This window comes from Bradyrhizobium sp. HKCCYLRH3073 (assembly GCF_051167995.1).
GTDB lineage: Bacteria > Pseudomonadota > Alphaproteobacteria > Rhizobiales > Xanthobacteraceae > Bradyrhizobium.
In genome coordinates this window covers 469,700-482,078 of the sequence record NZ_JBNPUD010000004.1, presented here as the reverse complement: position 1 = coordinate 482,078, position 12,379 = coordinate 469,700, and the positions used below count along the sequence as shown (strand labels likewise).

Here is a 12,379-nt window from a genome sequence, read left to right as displayed (position 1 = left end):
TAAGGAGAAGGGCTCAAGAACCTTTTCTCGAACTGCGTAAAATTGCAGCCAAACCCGTAATCTACCGACGGACGCCATCGTGCCTGATGAATCGAACGCCTCAACCTCGTCCTCGCCGTCCGCGCTCGCCGCCGTCGAGCAGGAGATTCTGCGGGCCTGCCGCGACGCCAAACGTGATCGCGGCTCGGTCACGCTGATCGCTGTGTCGAAGACCTTCGATGCCGACGCGATCGAGCCGGTGATCGCGGCCGGACAGCGCGTGTTCGGTGAAAATCGCGTTCAGGAAGCCAAAGCCAAGTGGCCGCCGCTGATGGCCGCGCATCCGGGACTCGCGCTGCACCTGATCGGGCCGCTGCAATCCAACAAGGCCAAGGAGGCGGTGGCGCTGTTCGACGCCATCCATTCGGTGGACCGGCCGAGCCTGTGCGTGGCGCTTGCCAAGGAGATTTCCGCCCAGGGCCGGCATCCGCAACTGTTCATCCAGATCAACACCGGCGAGGAGCCGCAGAAGGCGGGCATCGCGCCCGGCGACGCCGACGCCTTCATCGCCGCCTGCCGCACGGATTACGGGCTCACGATTTCAGGGCTGATGTGCATTCCGCCGGTCGACGAAGCACCCGGGCCGCATTTCGCGCTGACCGCCAAGATCGCCGCCCGCAACGGCCTCGCGCATCTGTCGATGGGCATGAGCGCCGATTTCGCCATCGCCATCCAGTTTGGCGCCACGCATGTCCGTGTCGGCTCGGCGATCTTCGGGCATCGCTGAAGAGGGCGCGGTCGCGGCAGGTCCCTACTCGAACCGCACCGATACCTGCCCCAGATCGCCGAAATCGGCCTCCATGTGGTCGCCGCTGTCGATCGGCAGCGGCGGATGACAGGTGCCGGTCGTGATCACCTGCCCTGCCCGCGCAGGCACGCCGAGCGCGCTGAGCTCGTTGACCAGCCAGGCCAGCGCGATCAGCGGATCACCGAGCACGTTGCGGCCGTGGCCGATGAAGGTCTCGCCACGCAGCGCGATCCGCGGCCGCTCCGCGATCAGGTCGCGGCTGCGCCAGTCGGCGGTGCTGGCCTCGCCCAGCACGAACAGATGCGCGCAGGCATTGTCGGCGATCAGTTGCGCCTCGCCGGCGCTGACGAAGTCGGCGAACCGCGAATCGGGAATCTCGATCGCGGGGTGCAGCGTGTCGACCGCGGCCAGCACCTCCGCGACATTATAGGGTGTCGGCCGGGGCGGCAGATCGCGTCCGAGGCGGAAGGCGAATTCCGGCTCGGCGACCCGCATCGCGTTGCCGGCCATCGACGCGGTGCCGCCGACCGGCAGCACCGTTTCGGCCAGGATTCGCCCGGCCATCGGACCGGCGACATTGATATGGCGCTGGCCGGCCTCGCTGGTCGCCGCAATCTTCCAGCCAAATAGCGGCTTGGGCGAGTGGCGCTCGAGCTCGGCCTGGACCGCATAGCCCTCTGCGCGGTCGCGTGGACGCAGCTCCGGCGGCAGCGCCGCCAGCTTCCGGCCTTCGCTCCAATGCTGGCGCAGGATGCCCGAGGCGCTGGCTGGCTGATCCGGTGCGCGCATGACGTCGTCCTCCCTTACATTATTGGATGACGATCCTGGTGCGCGGGCCGATCCTTTGCAACAGACGCAGCATCGCCGGTCGGGTCATGGCCACGCAGCCTGCGGTCGGGCCGAAATTCGGCCGCGCCAGATGCAGGAACACGGCGCTGCCGCGGCCCGCGATCCGCGGTCGCGTGTTGTGATCGATCTCGATGATGAAGTCGTAGAGATGGTCCTGGCGCGCCAGCCGGTCCCCGGGCCGGTCGCCGCGCAGCCGGATCGCCCGATTGTAGTGCCGGTCGGCCGGGTCCTCGCACCAGGCGTCCTCCGGACCGATCCCTCGGATCGGAAGAAAGGTCCGCGGACGCGGATGACGATCGGCCCGCCACCACAGCTGCCGGGGCCGGAAGGTCCCCCGGGGGGTGCCACCATCGCCCTCGCGCTTGTTGGCCAGGACGCCGCCGCGGCCGAGCGCCACCGGGATGGCATGGCCCCAGACATGGAGCCAGCCGCGCTGCCGCGACCCGGCTTTGGCGCGAATCAAGATTCGCGATGCTGGCATGCCAGGCTTCACCTTCGATAACGACATGAAACAACGTGCCTTTTCATTGCCACGGATTGCCCGGTAATTGCCTTAATGTCGGCAAATGGTCCGCCGCGAGGGTCGAACAGGACAATCATCTCAATCCCTGCTCAATTCTGGAGTAGAGTCCCGGGCGCTTGTGAATCGGTAACAGCCCCCTACTTCAAGACGGAACAGGGCTGATGAGCCTGTTTGCCCACCGTTGACGGCGCCACCCATCCGATCCCGCCGGCGCCACCTAGAGGATTGTACAATGGCCAATGCCCGCAAGATCCTGATCGTGGATGACGACACCGATCTGCGCGATGCCCTGATGGAGCAGCTCTCGCTGCATGACGAGTTCGAAGCCCAGGCCGTCGATACCGGCGCCAAAGGCGCCACCGCCGCAAAGGCCAATTCACCCGACCTGGTTCTGATGGACGTCGGCCTGCCCGACACCGATGGCCGCGAAGTGGTGCGGTCCCTGCGCAAGGGCGGCTTCAAGGCGCCGATCATCATGCTGACCGGGCACGATACCGATTCCGATACGATTCTCGGGCTCGAATCCGGCGCCAATGACTATGTCGCCAAGCCGTTCCGCTTCGCCGTGCTGCTGGCCCGCATCCGGGCCCAGCTTCGCCAGCACGAGGCCAGCGAGGACGCGGTGTTCTCGGTCGGTCCCTACAGCTTCCGGCCGGGCTCGAAGATGCTGACCGGCGCCAACGCCCGCAAGGTGCGCCTGACCGAGAAGGAAACGGCGATCCTGCGCTTCCTGTATCGCGCCGGCCAGCAGCCGGTGTCGCGCGAGACCCTGCTCCAGGAGGTGTGGGGCTACAATTCCGGCGTCACCACCCACACCTTGGAAACGCACATTTACCGTCTGCGTCAGAAGATCGAGAAAGATGCCGCGAATCCGGAGATTCTGGTGACGGAGGCCGGTGGCTACAAGTTGGTACCGTGATAGGTTCGGGGATGGCGGTTTCGCCATTTATGATATTGGTTCCATTCAGCCTTCCCCGGGCCCTTGATGTCGATCGAAGACGATATTGCGCTATTGGAGCGCGTCCCAACATTGCGCCTGCTGGGAAGCGACTCACTTCGCATGATCGCCATCGGCTCCGAGCAGCGTAACATCCAGAGCGGCGAGACCCTGTTCCGCGAGGGCGACACGGCCGATTGCGGCTATGTCGTCCAGCGCGGGTCATTGCGCATCAGCGACGAGGTCGGTGCCGAGATCGTCGCGACGCCGACCATGCTGATCGGCGAGCTGGCGCTGCTGGTCGAGATGCGGCGTCCGGCGACCGCGACGGCCCTGGAATATTCGACCGTGGTGCGGATCTCGCGCAGCCTGTTTCAGCGTGTGCTGGAGAGCGACGCCAAGGCTGCGCGCCGGCTGCGCGACGAGTTCGCCCACCGCGCCAGCCGAATCGCCAACGACATCATGGCGGCCGGGGCCAAGCTGACGTCGTGACGGGGCTGGCGGCCGCCCGAGGTCTACGCGGACCTCTTGCCGATGCAGCACGATCTCTCGCTTGAGTTTGGCTCCTTCCCCGCCGTCATGGCCGGGCTCTTCCCGGCCATCCACGTCGTCCGGCGTGCTAAGAACGGCGTGGATGCCCGGGACAAGCCCGGGCATGACGATGTGGGGACAGGCGAATGACAAACTCGGCACTGACGGGTCTGTCTGGTCGCGCCGTCAAACGTCCAGCGTCACCGTGACCGGCACGTGATCCGACGGCCGCTCCCAGCTGCGGGCGTCGCGCAGGATCCTGAAGTCGCTGACCCGGTCCTTCAAGGCGCGTGACACCCAGATGTGGTCGAGCCTTCGGCCGCGATCACCCACGGTCCAGTCGGCGGCGCGGTAGCTCCACCACGTGTAGACCTTCTCCGACATCGGGATGCGTTCGCGGGCGACGTCGACCCATTCGCCATGGGTCTGCGCCGCCAGCAGCTTCTCGCATTCGATCGGCGTGTGCGACACCACCTTCAGGAGCTGCTTGTGCGACCAGACGTCGTGCTCATGCGGCGCGACGTTGAGGTCGCCGACCAGGATATGCCGGTCGTCGCCGCGCGGATGCAGCGGCTCGCACGCCTTCAGTTCGTCGAGGAATTGCAGCTTGTGCTCGAATTTGGGATTGAGCGCGGGATCGGGAATGTCGCCGCCGGCCGGCACATAGAAATTATGCAGCACCAGCGGCTGCGCGAGCTGCGCCTTCTCGCCGAATGCCACGGTGATGTGGCGCGAATCCACCTTGTCGCAGAAGGTGCGGACGTTGGTCTCCTCGAACGGCCATTTCGAGATCACGGCGACCCCGTGATAGCCCTTCTGCCCGTTCAGTGCGACGTGCTCATAGCCGAGCCGCTTGAAGCGCTTCAGCGGGAAAGCGTCGTCGATGCACTTGGTCTCCTGCAGGCACAGGACATCGGGCCTGACCTGCTTGATGAGCTTGGCGACGAGGTCGATGCGCAGGCGCACCGAGTTGATGTTCCAGGTGGTCAGGACGAGACGCATGAGAATGGCGTCATAGCATGAATTGCGCCGATGTCAGCGATTCCGCCTCGCCTCTGACGCATCGGACTGATCGCGTTGGTTGGCCTTATCCCCAGCGAAGTGGGACGGCGCTTGATCAGCGCCGTTTGCTCTCGATGACGTCCCATACGCGGGCCGCGATGTCGGGTCCGCCGAGCCGCGAGATCGCGCGGATGCCGGTCGGCGAGGTCACGTTGATCTCGGTGAGGTTGCCGTCGATGACGTCGATGCCGACCAGCAATAGCCCGCGCGCGCGCAACTCCGGACCCAGCGTATCGCAGATCTCGCGCTCGCGGGCGCTGAGATCGGTGGCCTGCGCGGCGCCGCCGCGCACCATGTTGGAGCGCAGATCGTCGGCCGCCGGCACGCGGTTGACGGCGCCGGCGAACTCGCCGTCGACCAGGATGATGCGCTTGTCGCCATGCTTCACCTCGGGGAGAAAGCGCTGGATCACCCAGGGCTCCTTGAACGTCACCGAGAACATGTCGAACAGCGAGCCGAAATTCATGTCCTGCGGCATGACGCGGAACACCGCCGCGCCGCCATGGCCATGCAGCGGCTTCATCACCACGGCGCCGTGCTGATCGCGGAAGGCGTTGATCTCGTCGAGGTCGCGCGAAATCAAAGTCGGCGGCATCAGTTGCGGGAAGTTCATCACGAACAGCTTTTCCGGTGCGTTGCGCACGCTCGCGGGATCATTGACCACCAGCGTCTTCGGATGGATGCGCTCGAGGAAATGCGTCGAGGTGATGTAGGCGAGATCGAACGGCGGATCCTGGCGCAGGAGCACGACGTCGAACGAGGTCAGCGCGGTCGGCTTCGGTTCGCCGAGCGTGAAGTGGTCGCCGACCTGGTCGCGCACCGTCAGCGCCTGCACCGGCGCATACAGCTCCTCGCCGCGCAGCGACAGCTTGTCCGGCGTGTAATAGCACAGGCCATGGCCGCGCCTCTGCGCTTCGAGCAGCATCGCGAAGGTGGAGTCGCCGCGGATGTTGATGCGCGCGATGGGGTCCATCTGGACGGCGACGTTCAGTTTCATGGGCAGGTCCCTGCTCTCTGCAATCAGTTCATGTCAGGTGCTGGCGTCGAACGCCGCTACCAGATGGCGCGGCAGGCTGCGCGGCGCAACCAGAATCGCGTCGAAGCGCAGCTCCAATTCGGCATGGTCGGGATGCGCCATCAGCCACGCCTGCGCGGCATTGATGATGCGCTGCTGCTGGCGCGGCGTCACCGCATAGGCGGCATCGTCGAGCGAGGCGCGCGCCTTGACCTCGACGAACGCCACGAGGCCGCGCTTGCGCGCGATGATGTCGATCTCGCCATGCGGCGTGCGGAAGCGCTTGGCGAGGATGCGATAGCCCTTGGCGATCAGCAGCGCTGCCGCGCGGGCCTCCGCCGATAGTCCGGTGCGAAAGGCGGCGACGCGCTCCGGCGCCGCCGTCTTGGCCGGCTTGTCGGCGGACGCACGCTCAGTCTTCGCCATCGGCCTGTCCTGACCGCGCGTCCTTCGCCAGCTCGAGCGCGCGCGCATAGACTTCGCGGCGCGGCCGGCCGGAGAGCTCGACCGCATGCATGACGGCATCCTTGACGCTCGATCGCTGCAGCAGATCCTTCAGTACGGCATCGAGCGCATCCGGCGTCAGCACCCCGGCGCCGCGCGGCGGCGGACCGATCACCAGCACGAATTCGCCGCGGGTTTCGAGATCGCCAGCCGCTGCAGCGAGATCGCCGATGGCGCCGCGCAGCACCTCCTCATGCAGCTTGGTCAGCTCGCGGCAGATCGCGGCCTGGCGTCCCGCCATGGCCTCGGCGAGATCGGCCAGCGTCTCCTGAACCCGGCTGCCGGCCTCGAACAGCACCAGCGTCGCGTCGATGCGCGCGAGCTCGGCCAGCCGCGCGCGTCGCGCCTGCTGCCTGGCCGGCAGGAATCCCTCGAAGAAGAAGCGGTCGGTCGGCAGCGCCGCGACGCTGAGCGCCGCGAGCACGGCGGACGGGCCCGGCAGCGCGGTGACGGCATGCCCGGCCGCGCACGCCTCGCGCACCAGCTTGTAGCCGGGGTCCGAGATCAGCGGCGTGCCGGCGTCGGACACCAGCGCGATGGCCGCGCCTTCGGCGAGGCTCTGCAGAATCCTGGGCCTGACGGCTTCGGCATTGTGCTCGTGATAGGCTGCGAGTTCCGCGGCCAGGCCATAACGCTCGGTCAGGCGTCGCGTGATTCGGGTGTCCTCGCACAAGATGAGATCGGCGCCGGCCAGGGTTTCCAGCGCGCGCAGCGTGATGTCGCCGAGATTGCCGATCGGCGTCGCCACCAGATGCAATCCAGGCCGGGCCTTGGGCGCCGCAACGATCTGCCCCGCCACCAGATAGGTCGACGTGGTGGAAGATTTGCCGTCGTCCGGCGACGTCTTGGGGATTGCCTTCGCGCCCATCGAGGTAATTTAAAGGGCCTGCCGCGGGATTGCCACAGGGGAACAGCCGCGCGGCGATTTGAAGTTCCGGGATCGGCATCGCCGCGTCGCCATTCATCGCCGATTCAAGTCCGAAACGGCACATCGATGGGGGTGTGGACGAGCAGGGGATAGGCCGTGCAAAACGTCGAATTGATCGGCGGTGTGGCGCTGACAGCCTTTTGTTTTGCTTAACTATTCGTCGACAATATGAGTGAATCGGCACGGCCTTGCGGACGTGCGTTTGGGGAACTTCTGGCCGGTCTCGGCCGAACGAAGAGATGCCATGGTGGGCCCGCGTCATCCCAACTCTCTCGGTCCGGGACCCCATGGGGTCGCCCGGCGAACGGCGCTGGGCCTGATCGTCGGCGCGCCGCTGCTGTCGGCGTGCTCCAACGTGCAGCAGGGCTTCAATCCGTTCGAGCAGCCGACGGCGCCGGCGGGACCGCCGCAGCAGCCGGCGGTGGCCGGCAACGGCCAGGTCAAGGTCGGGCTGATTCTGCCGCTGTCGGCGTCGGGCAATGCCGGCGTCGCCGCGCAATCGATGAAGAACGCGGCCGAGATGGCATTGGCCGAGTTTCAGAACCCCAACATCCAGCTCCTGATCAAGGATGACGCCGGCAGCCCGCAAGGCGCGCAGCAGGGCGCGCAACAGGCCTGCGACGAAGGCGCCGAGATCATCCTCGGGCCTCTGTTCGCGGGCTCGGTGCCGGCGACGGCCCAGGTGGCGCGCACGCGCAACATCTCGGTCATCGCCTTCTCGACGGATTCGAGCGTGGCGGGGCGCGGCGTCTATCTGCTCAGCTTCCTGCCGGAGTCCGATGCGAGCCGCATCGTCGAATATTCCGCCAGCGTCGGCAAACGCTCGTTCGCGGCGCTGCTGCCCGACAATGCCTATGGCACCGTCGTCGAGGGGGCGTTCAAGACTGCGGTCAGCCGCCGCGGCGGACGCATCGTGGCATTCGAGAAATATTCCGGCGACCGCACCGGGCCGGCGCGCACGGTGGCGCAGGCGCTCGGCGGCGCCGATGCGCTGCTGCTGGCCGACGACGGCGAATCGGTCGCGGCGACGGCCGATGCGCTGACCGCTGCCGGCGCCAATCTGCGCAACATCCAGCTGCTCGGCACCGGGCTGTGGGACAATCCGCGCGTCTATGCCAGCGCCAGCCTGCAGGGCGGCCTCTATGCCGCGCCGGATCCGTCCGGCTTCCGCGCTTTCGCCGGACGCTACCGGACGCGATTCGGCGGCGATCCCGTACGCACCGCGACCCTCGCCTATGATGCGGTGGCGCTCGTGGCCGCGCTGGCGCGCACCCAGGGCAACCAGCGTTTCGCGCCCGACGTCCTGACCAATGCGTCCGGCTTCGCGGGCATAGATGGCCTGTTCCGGTTCCGCAGCGACGGCACCAATGAGCGCGGGCTTGCGGTGATGCGCGTCGGTTCGGGGGGCGGACAGACCGTCGCCGGCGCGCCGAAAAGCTTCAGCGCGACGTGAGTCGCAGCACGTCTCAGGCGGCGAGGTCAGCGACGACCGCGTCGAGCACCGGAAAGCCGTCCTGGGTCACGCGCAGCCGCCCGTCCGGATCGACCGCGATGGCGCCCTCCTCGCGCAGCAGCGCGATGCGGCGCGGATCGAGCGTGCGGCCGGAGATCCTCGCGTAGCGCTGCGGGTCGATGCCCTCGGCCAGTCGCAGCCCCATCAGCAGGAATTCGTCGGCGCGCTCCTCGCGATTGAGCTCGTCGTCGGTCATCACACCGTGACCGTTGGACTCGACCCGCATCAGCCAGGCCTCGGGCCGCTTGTCGGTTGCGGTCGCGTGTCTGATGCCGCCGATGTCGAGCCGGCCATGGGCGCCGGGACCGATGCCGGCATATTCCTGGCCACGCCAATAGATCAGGTTGTGCCGGCACTCCGCGCCTGGGCGGGCATGGTTGGAGATCTCGTAGGCCGGCAGCCCGTGACGGCCGCAGACCTCCTGCGTGACGTCGTACAAGGTGCGCGCCAGGCCTTCATCCGGCGTCTTCAGCTTGCCCGCGGCATGCAGGCCGAAGAATGGCGTGCCTTCCTCGATGGTCAGTTGATACAGCGACAAATGCTCGGCTGCCTCGCTGATCGCGCGCGTCAGCTCCTCGGTCCACATCGCCGGCGTCTGGTCGGGCCGGGCATAGATCAGATCGAACGAATAGCGCTCGAAGGCATTGCGCGCGATCGCCACCGCCTTCATCGCCTCCTCGGCCGTGTGCAGTCGGCCCAGCATCTTGAGCGACGCATCGTCCATCGCCTGGACGCCGAGCGAGACGCGGTTGACGCCGGCAGCGCGGTAGCCGGCAAAGCGCGTCGCCTCGACGCTGGTCGGATTGGCTTCCAGCGACACCTCGACGTCAGCGGCGACATGCCAGTGCCGGCCGATCGCGTCGAGAATCGCGCCGACGGTCTGCGGCTGCATCAGCGACGGCGTGCCGCCGCCGAGAAAGATCGAGCTGACGGTGCGCGGCCCAATGCGGGCGGCGGTGGTCGCGATCTCCTGGGCGAAGGCGCGGGCGTAGCGCTCCTGGTCGATGGCCGCATGCCGGACATGGCTGTTGAAGTCGCAATACGGACATTTCGACAGGCAGAACGGCCAGTGCACATAGACGCCGAACGCTTCGCTGTCAGCGCTGGTCAAGGCAGATCTCCGCGAGCTTCACGAAGGCGCGCGCCCGGTGCGACAGGCCGAGGCCGAGCGGCGGCAGGCCGTGCTTCTCGATGCTGGTCATCTCGCCGAACGTGCGATCGTGCCCTTCTGGCAGGAACATCGGGTCGTAGCCGAAGCCGGCCGTGCCGCGCGGCGGCCAGACCAGCGTGCCGTCGACCCTCGCCTCGACCTCCTCGACATGGCCGTCCGGCCATGCCACGCACAGCGCCGAGACGAAATGAGCGCCGCGCTGGTCGGCACCCGCGGCGCCGCGCTCCTGCAGCAGGCGCTCGATCCGCGTCATCGCGCCGGTGAAATCCTTGTCCGGTCCGGCCCAGCGCGCCGAATAGATCCCCGGCGCACCGTCGAGGGCGTGAACCACGATGCCGGAATCGTCGGCAAAGGCCGGAAGCTGCGCGGCCTTGGCCGCGGCGACCGCCTTGATGCGGGCGTTGGCCTGGAAGGTCTCGCCGGTCTCGTCCGGCTCGCCCAGGCCGAGATCGCCGGCCGACACCGCCTCGACGCCATGGGGGGCGAGCAGCTCGCGCATCTCGGCAAGCTTGCCGGGATTGTGGGTCGCGATGACGATGCGACCGGTGAGCCTGCGGTGCGGACCGTTCACGCGACCGCCATCTTCTGCAGGTCGACCAGCCGCGCGACGCCCTTGCGGGCGAGCGCCATCAGCGCCAGGAACTCGGCCTCGGTGAACGGCGTCTTCTCCGCCGTGCCCTGCACCTCGATGATGCGGCCGTCGCCGGTCATGACGAAATTGGCATCGGTCTCCGCCTCGGAATCCTCAGCGTAGTCGAGATCGAGCACCGGCGTGCCGTTGTAGATACCGCAGGAGATCGCGGCGACGTTGGCGCGCAGCACCTCGGTCTTGATCATGTTGCGCGACTTCATCCACTTGATGCAGTCGGCCAGCGCGACCCAGGCGCCGGTGATCGACGCCGTGCGCGTGCCGCCATCGGCCTGCAGCACGTCGCAGTCCACCGTGATCTGGCGCTCGCCGAGCGCTTCCAGGTCGATCGCGGTGCGCAGCGAGCGGCCGATCAGGCGCTGGATCTCGACGGTGCGTCCGGTCTGCTTGCCGGCGGAGGCCTCGCGCCGGGTTCGCTCCAGCGTGGCGCGTGGCAGCATGCCGTATTCGGCGGTGATCCAGCCGCGTCCCTGGCCCTTGAGCCAGGGCGGCAGCCGGTCCTCGAGCGTGGCGGTGACCAGCACATGGGTGTCGCCGAACTTCACCAGGCACGAGCCCTCGGCGTATTTGACGACGCCGCGTTCCAGGCTCACGGCCCGCAGTTCATCCGGTGCACGGCGGCTCGGCCGCATGATTCTCTCCGTGAAAGAGGCGAAAGAGGGTGTTTGACGGCCTTGTAGGAGCCGCGACCGGCAGCGGCAAGGGTTTATCAAGGGCCCGTCGCTCCCGGAGCCCCCTCCTCATGACCGGCTTGCCACCGAGCCGCCGCATGGACACATTATAGGCAGCTGGGAGGAGTGCATCTGGTGGCCCACCACGATCCGATCAACCTGATGACACCGCCGGCCGGTCTGGCGCAGCTGAACGAGCGCTCGCGCGAGATCTTCCGGCAGATCGTCGAAAGCTATCTGGCGACCGGCGAGCCGGTCGGCTCGCGCAACATTTCGCGGCTGATCGCGGTTCCGCTGTCGCCGGCCTCTGTGCGCAACGTCATGGCCGATCTCGAGCAGCTCGGCCTGATCTACGCGCCGCACACCTCGGCCGGCCGGCTGCCCACCGAAGCCGGCCTGCGCTTCTTCGTCGACGCCCTGATGCAGGTTGGCGACATGACGGAGGCCGAGCAGCAGTCGATCCAGAGCCAGCTCGCGGCCGTCGGCCGGGCGCAATCGGTTGAGGCGGCGCTGGATGAAGCGCTGACCCGGCTGTCGGGTCTGACCCGTGCCGCCGCCGTGGTTCTGACCGCCAAATCCAACACCCGGCTGAAGCACATCGAGTTCGTCAGGCTCGAGCCCGAGCGTGCGCTCGTCGTTCTGGTCGGCGAGGAAGGACAGGTCGAGAACCGGGTCCTGACCCTGCCGCCGGGCGTGCCGTCCTCGGCATTGACCGAGGCGTCCAATTTCCTCAACGCCCGGATCAGAGGGCGGACGCTGGCGGAAGCGCGGCTCGAGCTTGAGACCGCGCTGGCGCACGACCGTGCCGAGCTCGACCAGCTGACGCAGAAGGTGATCGCCGCCGGCGTCGCGAGCTGGTCCGGCGGCGACAGCGACGAGCGGCAGCTCATCGTGCGCGGCCACGCCAACCTGCTCGAGGACCTGCATGCGCTCGAAGATCTCGAGCGTGTCCGGCGGCTGTTCGACGATCTCGAAACCAAGCGCGGCGTCGTCGATCTGCTCGGGCGCGCGGAGAGCGCGGAAGGTGTCCGCATCTTCATCGGCTCGGAGAACAAGCTGTTCTCGCTGTCGGGCTCGTCGACGATCGTGTCGCCCTATTCCGACGCCACGGGTCGCATCGTCGGCGTGCTCGGCGTCATCGGTCCGACCCGGCTCAACTATGCCCGGGTGATTCCGACGGTCGATTATGCCGCGCGCCTGGTCAGCCGGCTGCTGGGTGGCTGATGCGTGAGATGGTTA

15 protein-coding genes are annotated in these 12,379 nt (G+C 67.3%); 6 read left to right on the top strand and 9 right to left on the bottom strand.

Annotated elements, in window-relative coordinates; all coding sequences use genetic code 11:
• The first annotated feature begins 79 nt into the window (after positions 1-79).
• Positions 80-766 carry a YggS family pyridoxal phosphate-dependent enzyme gene (locus tag ACQR1X_RS13215; protein ID WP_315800891.1) on the top strand — a complete coding sequence of 229 codons (687 nt, stop codon included), beginning with the start codon at positions 80-82 and terminating at the stop codon, positions 764-766.
• Between the two features lie 24 nt (positions 767-790).
• Here ACQR1X_RS13215 and ACQR1X_RS13210 read toward each other — a convergent pair whose 3' ends face one another.
• Positions 791-1,576 carry a 2-keto-4-pentenoate hydratase gene (locus ACQR1X_RS13210; RefSeq protein ID WP_434882251.1) on the bottom strand — a complete coding sequence of 262 codons (786 nt, stop codon included), beginning with the start codon at positions 1,574-1,576 and terminating at the stop codon, positions 791-793.
• 19 nt (positions 1,577-1,595) lie between these two features.
• On the bottom strand, positions 1,596-2,117 hold the full coding sequence (locus ACQR1X_RS13205) for a L,D-transpeptidase family protein (protein WP_434882252.1): 522 nt from the start codon (positions 2,115-2,117) through the stop codon (positions 1,596-1,598).
• Positions 2,118-2,391: 274 nt separating this feature from the next.
• On the opposite strand from ACQR1X_RS13205, the gene ACQR1X_RS13200 reads away from it, so the two are divergent.
• The 3 genes from ACQR1X_RS13200 to ACQR1X_RS13190 all read left to right on the top strand — a co-directional run bounded on the left by ACQR1X_RS13200 (position 2,392) and on the right by ACQR1X_RS13190 (position 3,777).
• Positions 2,392-3,078: a response regulator transcription factor gene (locus ACQR1X_RS13200; RefSeq protein ID WP_315716813.1), complete on the top strand. Its 687-nt coding sequence runs from the start codon at positions 2,392-2,394 to the stop codon at positions 3,076-3,078.
• 66 nt (positions 3,079-3,144) lie between these two features.
• On the top strand, positions 3,145-3,588 hold the full coding sequence (locus ACQR1X_RS13195) for a cyclic nucleotide-binding domain-containing protein (RefSeq protein WP_315716814.1): 444 nt from the start codon (positions 3,145-3,147) through the stop codon (positions 3,586-3,588).
• Positions 3,589-3,630: 42 nt separating this feature from the next.
• Positions 3,631-3,777: a hypothetical protein gene (locus tag ACQR1X_RS13190; RefSeq protein ID WP_434898985.1), complete on the top strand. Its 147-nt coding sequence runs from the start codon at positions 3,631-3,633 to the stop codon at positions 3,775-3,777.
• 36 nt (positions 3,778-3,813) lie between these two features.
• On the opposite strand, the gene ACQR1X_RS13185 is transcribed toward ACQR1X_RS13190, so the two are convergent.
• The 4 genes from ACQR1X_RS13185 to rsmI all read right to left on the bottom strand — a co-directional run bounded on the left by ACQR1X_RS13185 (position 3,814) and on the right by rsmI (position 7,076).
• Positions 3,814-4,629, bottom strand: a complete 816-nt coding sequence (locus ACQR1X_RS13185; RefSeq protein ID WP_315805600.1) for an exodeoxyribonuclease III — start codon at positions 4,627-4,629, stop codon at positions 3,814-3,816.
• A 115-nt stretch (positions 4,630-4,744) separates the two neighbouring features.
• Complete coding sequence (gene gshB / locus ACQR1X_RS13180) at positions 4,745-5,686, bottom strand: glutathione synthase (protein WP_315805601.1); 942 nt, start codon at positions 5,684-5,686, stop codon at positions 4,745-4,747.
• A gap of 33 nt (positions 5,687-5,719) precedes the next feature.
• Positions 5,720-6,130: a YraN family protein gene (locus tag ACQR1X_RS13175; RefSeq protein ID WP_434882253.1), complete on the bottom strand. Its 411-nt coding sequence runs from the start codon at positions 6,128-6,130 to the stop codon at positions 5,720-5,722.
• Entirely contained in the window at positions 6,117-7,076 is a 960-nt protein-coding gene (rsmI, locus tag ACQR1X_RS13170) for a 16S rRNA (cytidine(1402)-2'-O)-methyltransferase (RefSeq protein WP_434898984.1), read from the bottom strand. The genes ACQR1X_RS13175 and rsmI overlap by 14 nt, the downstream gene beginning before the upstream one ends.
• 304 nt (positions 7,077-7,380) lie before the next feature.
• Here rsmI and ACQR1X_RS13165 point away from each other — a divergent pair, with 304 nt between their 5' ends.
• Complete coding sequence (locus ACQR1X_RS13165) at positions 7,381-8,589, top strand: penicillin-binding protein activator (RefSeq protein WP_316239399.1); 1,209 nt, start codon at positions 7,381-7,383, stop codon at positions 8,587-8,589.
• 13 nt (positions 8,590-8,602) lie between these two features.
• On the opposite strand, the gene hemW is transcribed toward ACQR1X_RS13165, so the two are convergent.
• The 3 genes from hemW to rph are packed head-to-tail and all read right to left on the bottom strand — an operon-like array spanning position 8,603 to position 11,101.
• Complete coding sequence (gene hemW, locus ACQR1X_RS13160; protein WP_316239398.1) at positions 8,603-9,760, bottom strand: radical SAM family heme chaperone HemW; 1,158 nt, start codon at positions 9,758-9,760, stop codon at positions 8,603-8,605.
• Positions 9,747-10,391, bottom strand: a complete 645-nt coding sequence (rdgB, locus tag ACQR1X_RS13155) for an RdgB/HAM1 family non-canonical purine NTP pyrophosphatase (protein ID WP_315805606.1) — start codon at positions 10,389-10,391, stop codon at positions 9,747-9,749. The genes hemW and rdgB overlap by 14 nt, the downstream gene beginning before the upstream one ends.
• On the bottom strand, positions 10,388-11,101 hold the full coding sequence (rph, locus tag ACQR1X_RS13150) for a ribonuclease PH (protein ID WP_315716822.1): 714 nt from the start codon (positions 11,099-11,101) through the stop codon (positions 10,388-10,390). The genes rdgB and rph overlap by 4 nt, the downstream gene beginning before the upstream one ends.
• 174 nt (positions 11,102-11,275) lie before the next feature.
• On the opposite strand from rph, the gene hrcA reads away from it, so the two are divergent.
• Positions 11,276-12,364, top strand: coding sequence for a heat-inducible transcriptional repressor HrcA (gene hrcA / locus ACQR1X_RS13145; protein ID WP_434887948.1), 1,089 nt, complete (start codon positions 11,276-11,278; stop codon positions 12,362-12,364).
• The last annotated feature ends 15 nt before the right edge of the window (positions 12,365-12,379 follow it).

Bases quoted from the DNA above. Each gene is read 5' to 3' on its own strand.
- ACQR1X_RS13210 (WP_434882251.1), bottom strand. From the start codon at position 1,576: ATGCGCGCACCGGATCAGCCAGCCAGCGCCTCGGGCATCCTGCGCCAG.
- ACQR1X_RS13205 (WP_434882252.1), bottom strand. From the start codon at position 2,117: ATGCCAGCATCGCGAATCTTGATTCGCGCCAAAGCCGGGTCGCGGCAG.
- ACQR1X_RS13200 (WP_315716813.1), top strand. From the start codon at position 2,392: ATGGCCAATGCCCGCAAGATCCTGATCGTGGATGACGACACCGATCTG.
- ACQR1X_RS13195 (WP_315716814.1), top strand. From the start codon at position 3,145: ATGTCGATCGAAGACGATATTGCGCTATTGGAGCGCGTCCCAACATTG.
- ACQR1X_RS13190 (WP_434898985.1), top strand. From the start codon at position 3,631: ATGCAGCACGATCTCTCGCTTGAGTTTGGCTCCTTCCCCGCCGTCATG.
- ACQR1X_RS13185 (WP_315805600.1), bottom strand. From the start codon at position 4,629: ATGCGTCTCGTCCTGACCACCTGGAACATCAACTCGGTGCGCCTGCGC.
- gshB (WP_315805601.1), bottom strand. From the start codon at position 5,686: ATGAAACTGAACGTCGCCGTCCAGATGGACCCCATCGCGCGCATCAAC.
- ACQR1X_RS13175 (WP_434882253.1), bottom strand. From the start codon at position 6,130: ATGGCGAAGACTGAGCGTGCGTCCGCCGACAAGCCGGCCAAGACGGCG.
- rsmI (WP_434898984.1), bottom strand. From the start codon at position 7,076: ATGGGCGCGAAGGCAATCCCCAAGACGTCGCCGGACGACGGCAAATCT.
- ACQR1X_RS13165 (WP_316239399.1), top strand. From the start codon at position 7,381: ATGGTGGGCCCGCGTCATCCCAACTCTCTCGGTCCGGGACCCCATGGG.
- rph (WP_315716822.1), bottom strand. From the start codon at position 11,101: ATGCGGCCGAGCCGCCGTGCACCGGATGAACTGCGGGCCGTGAGCCTG.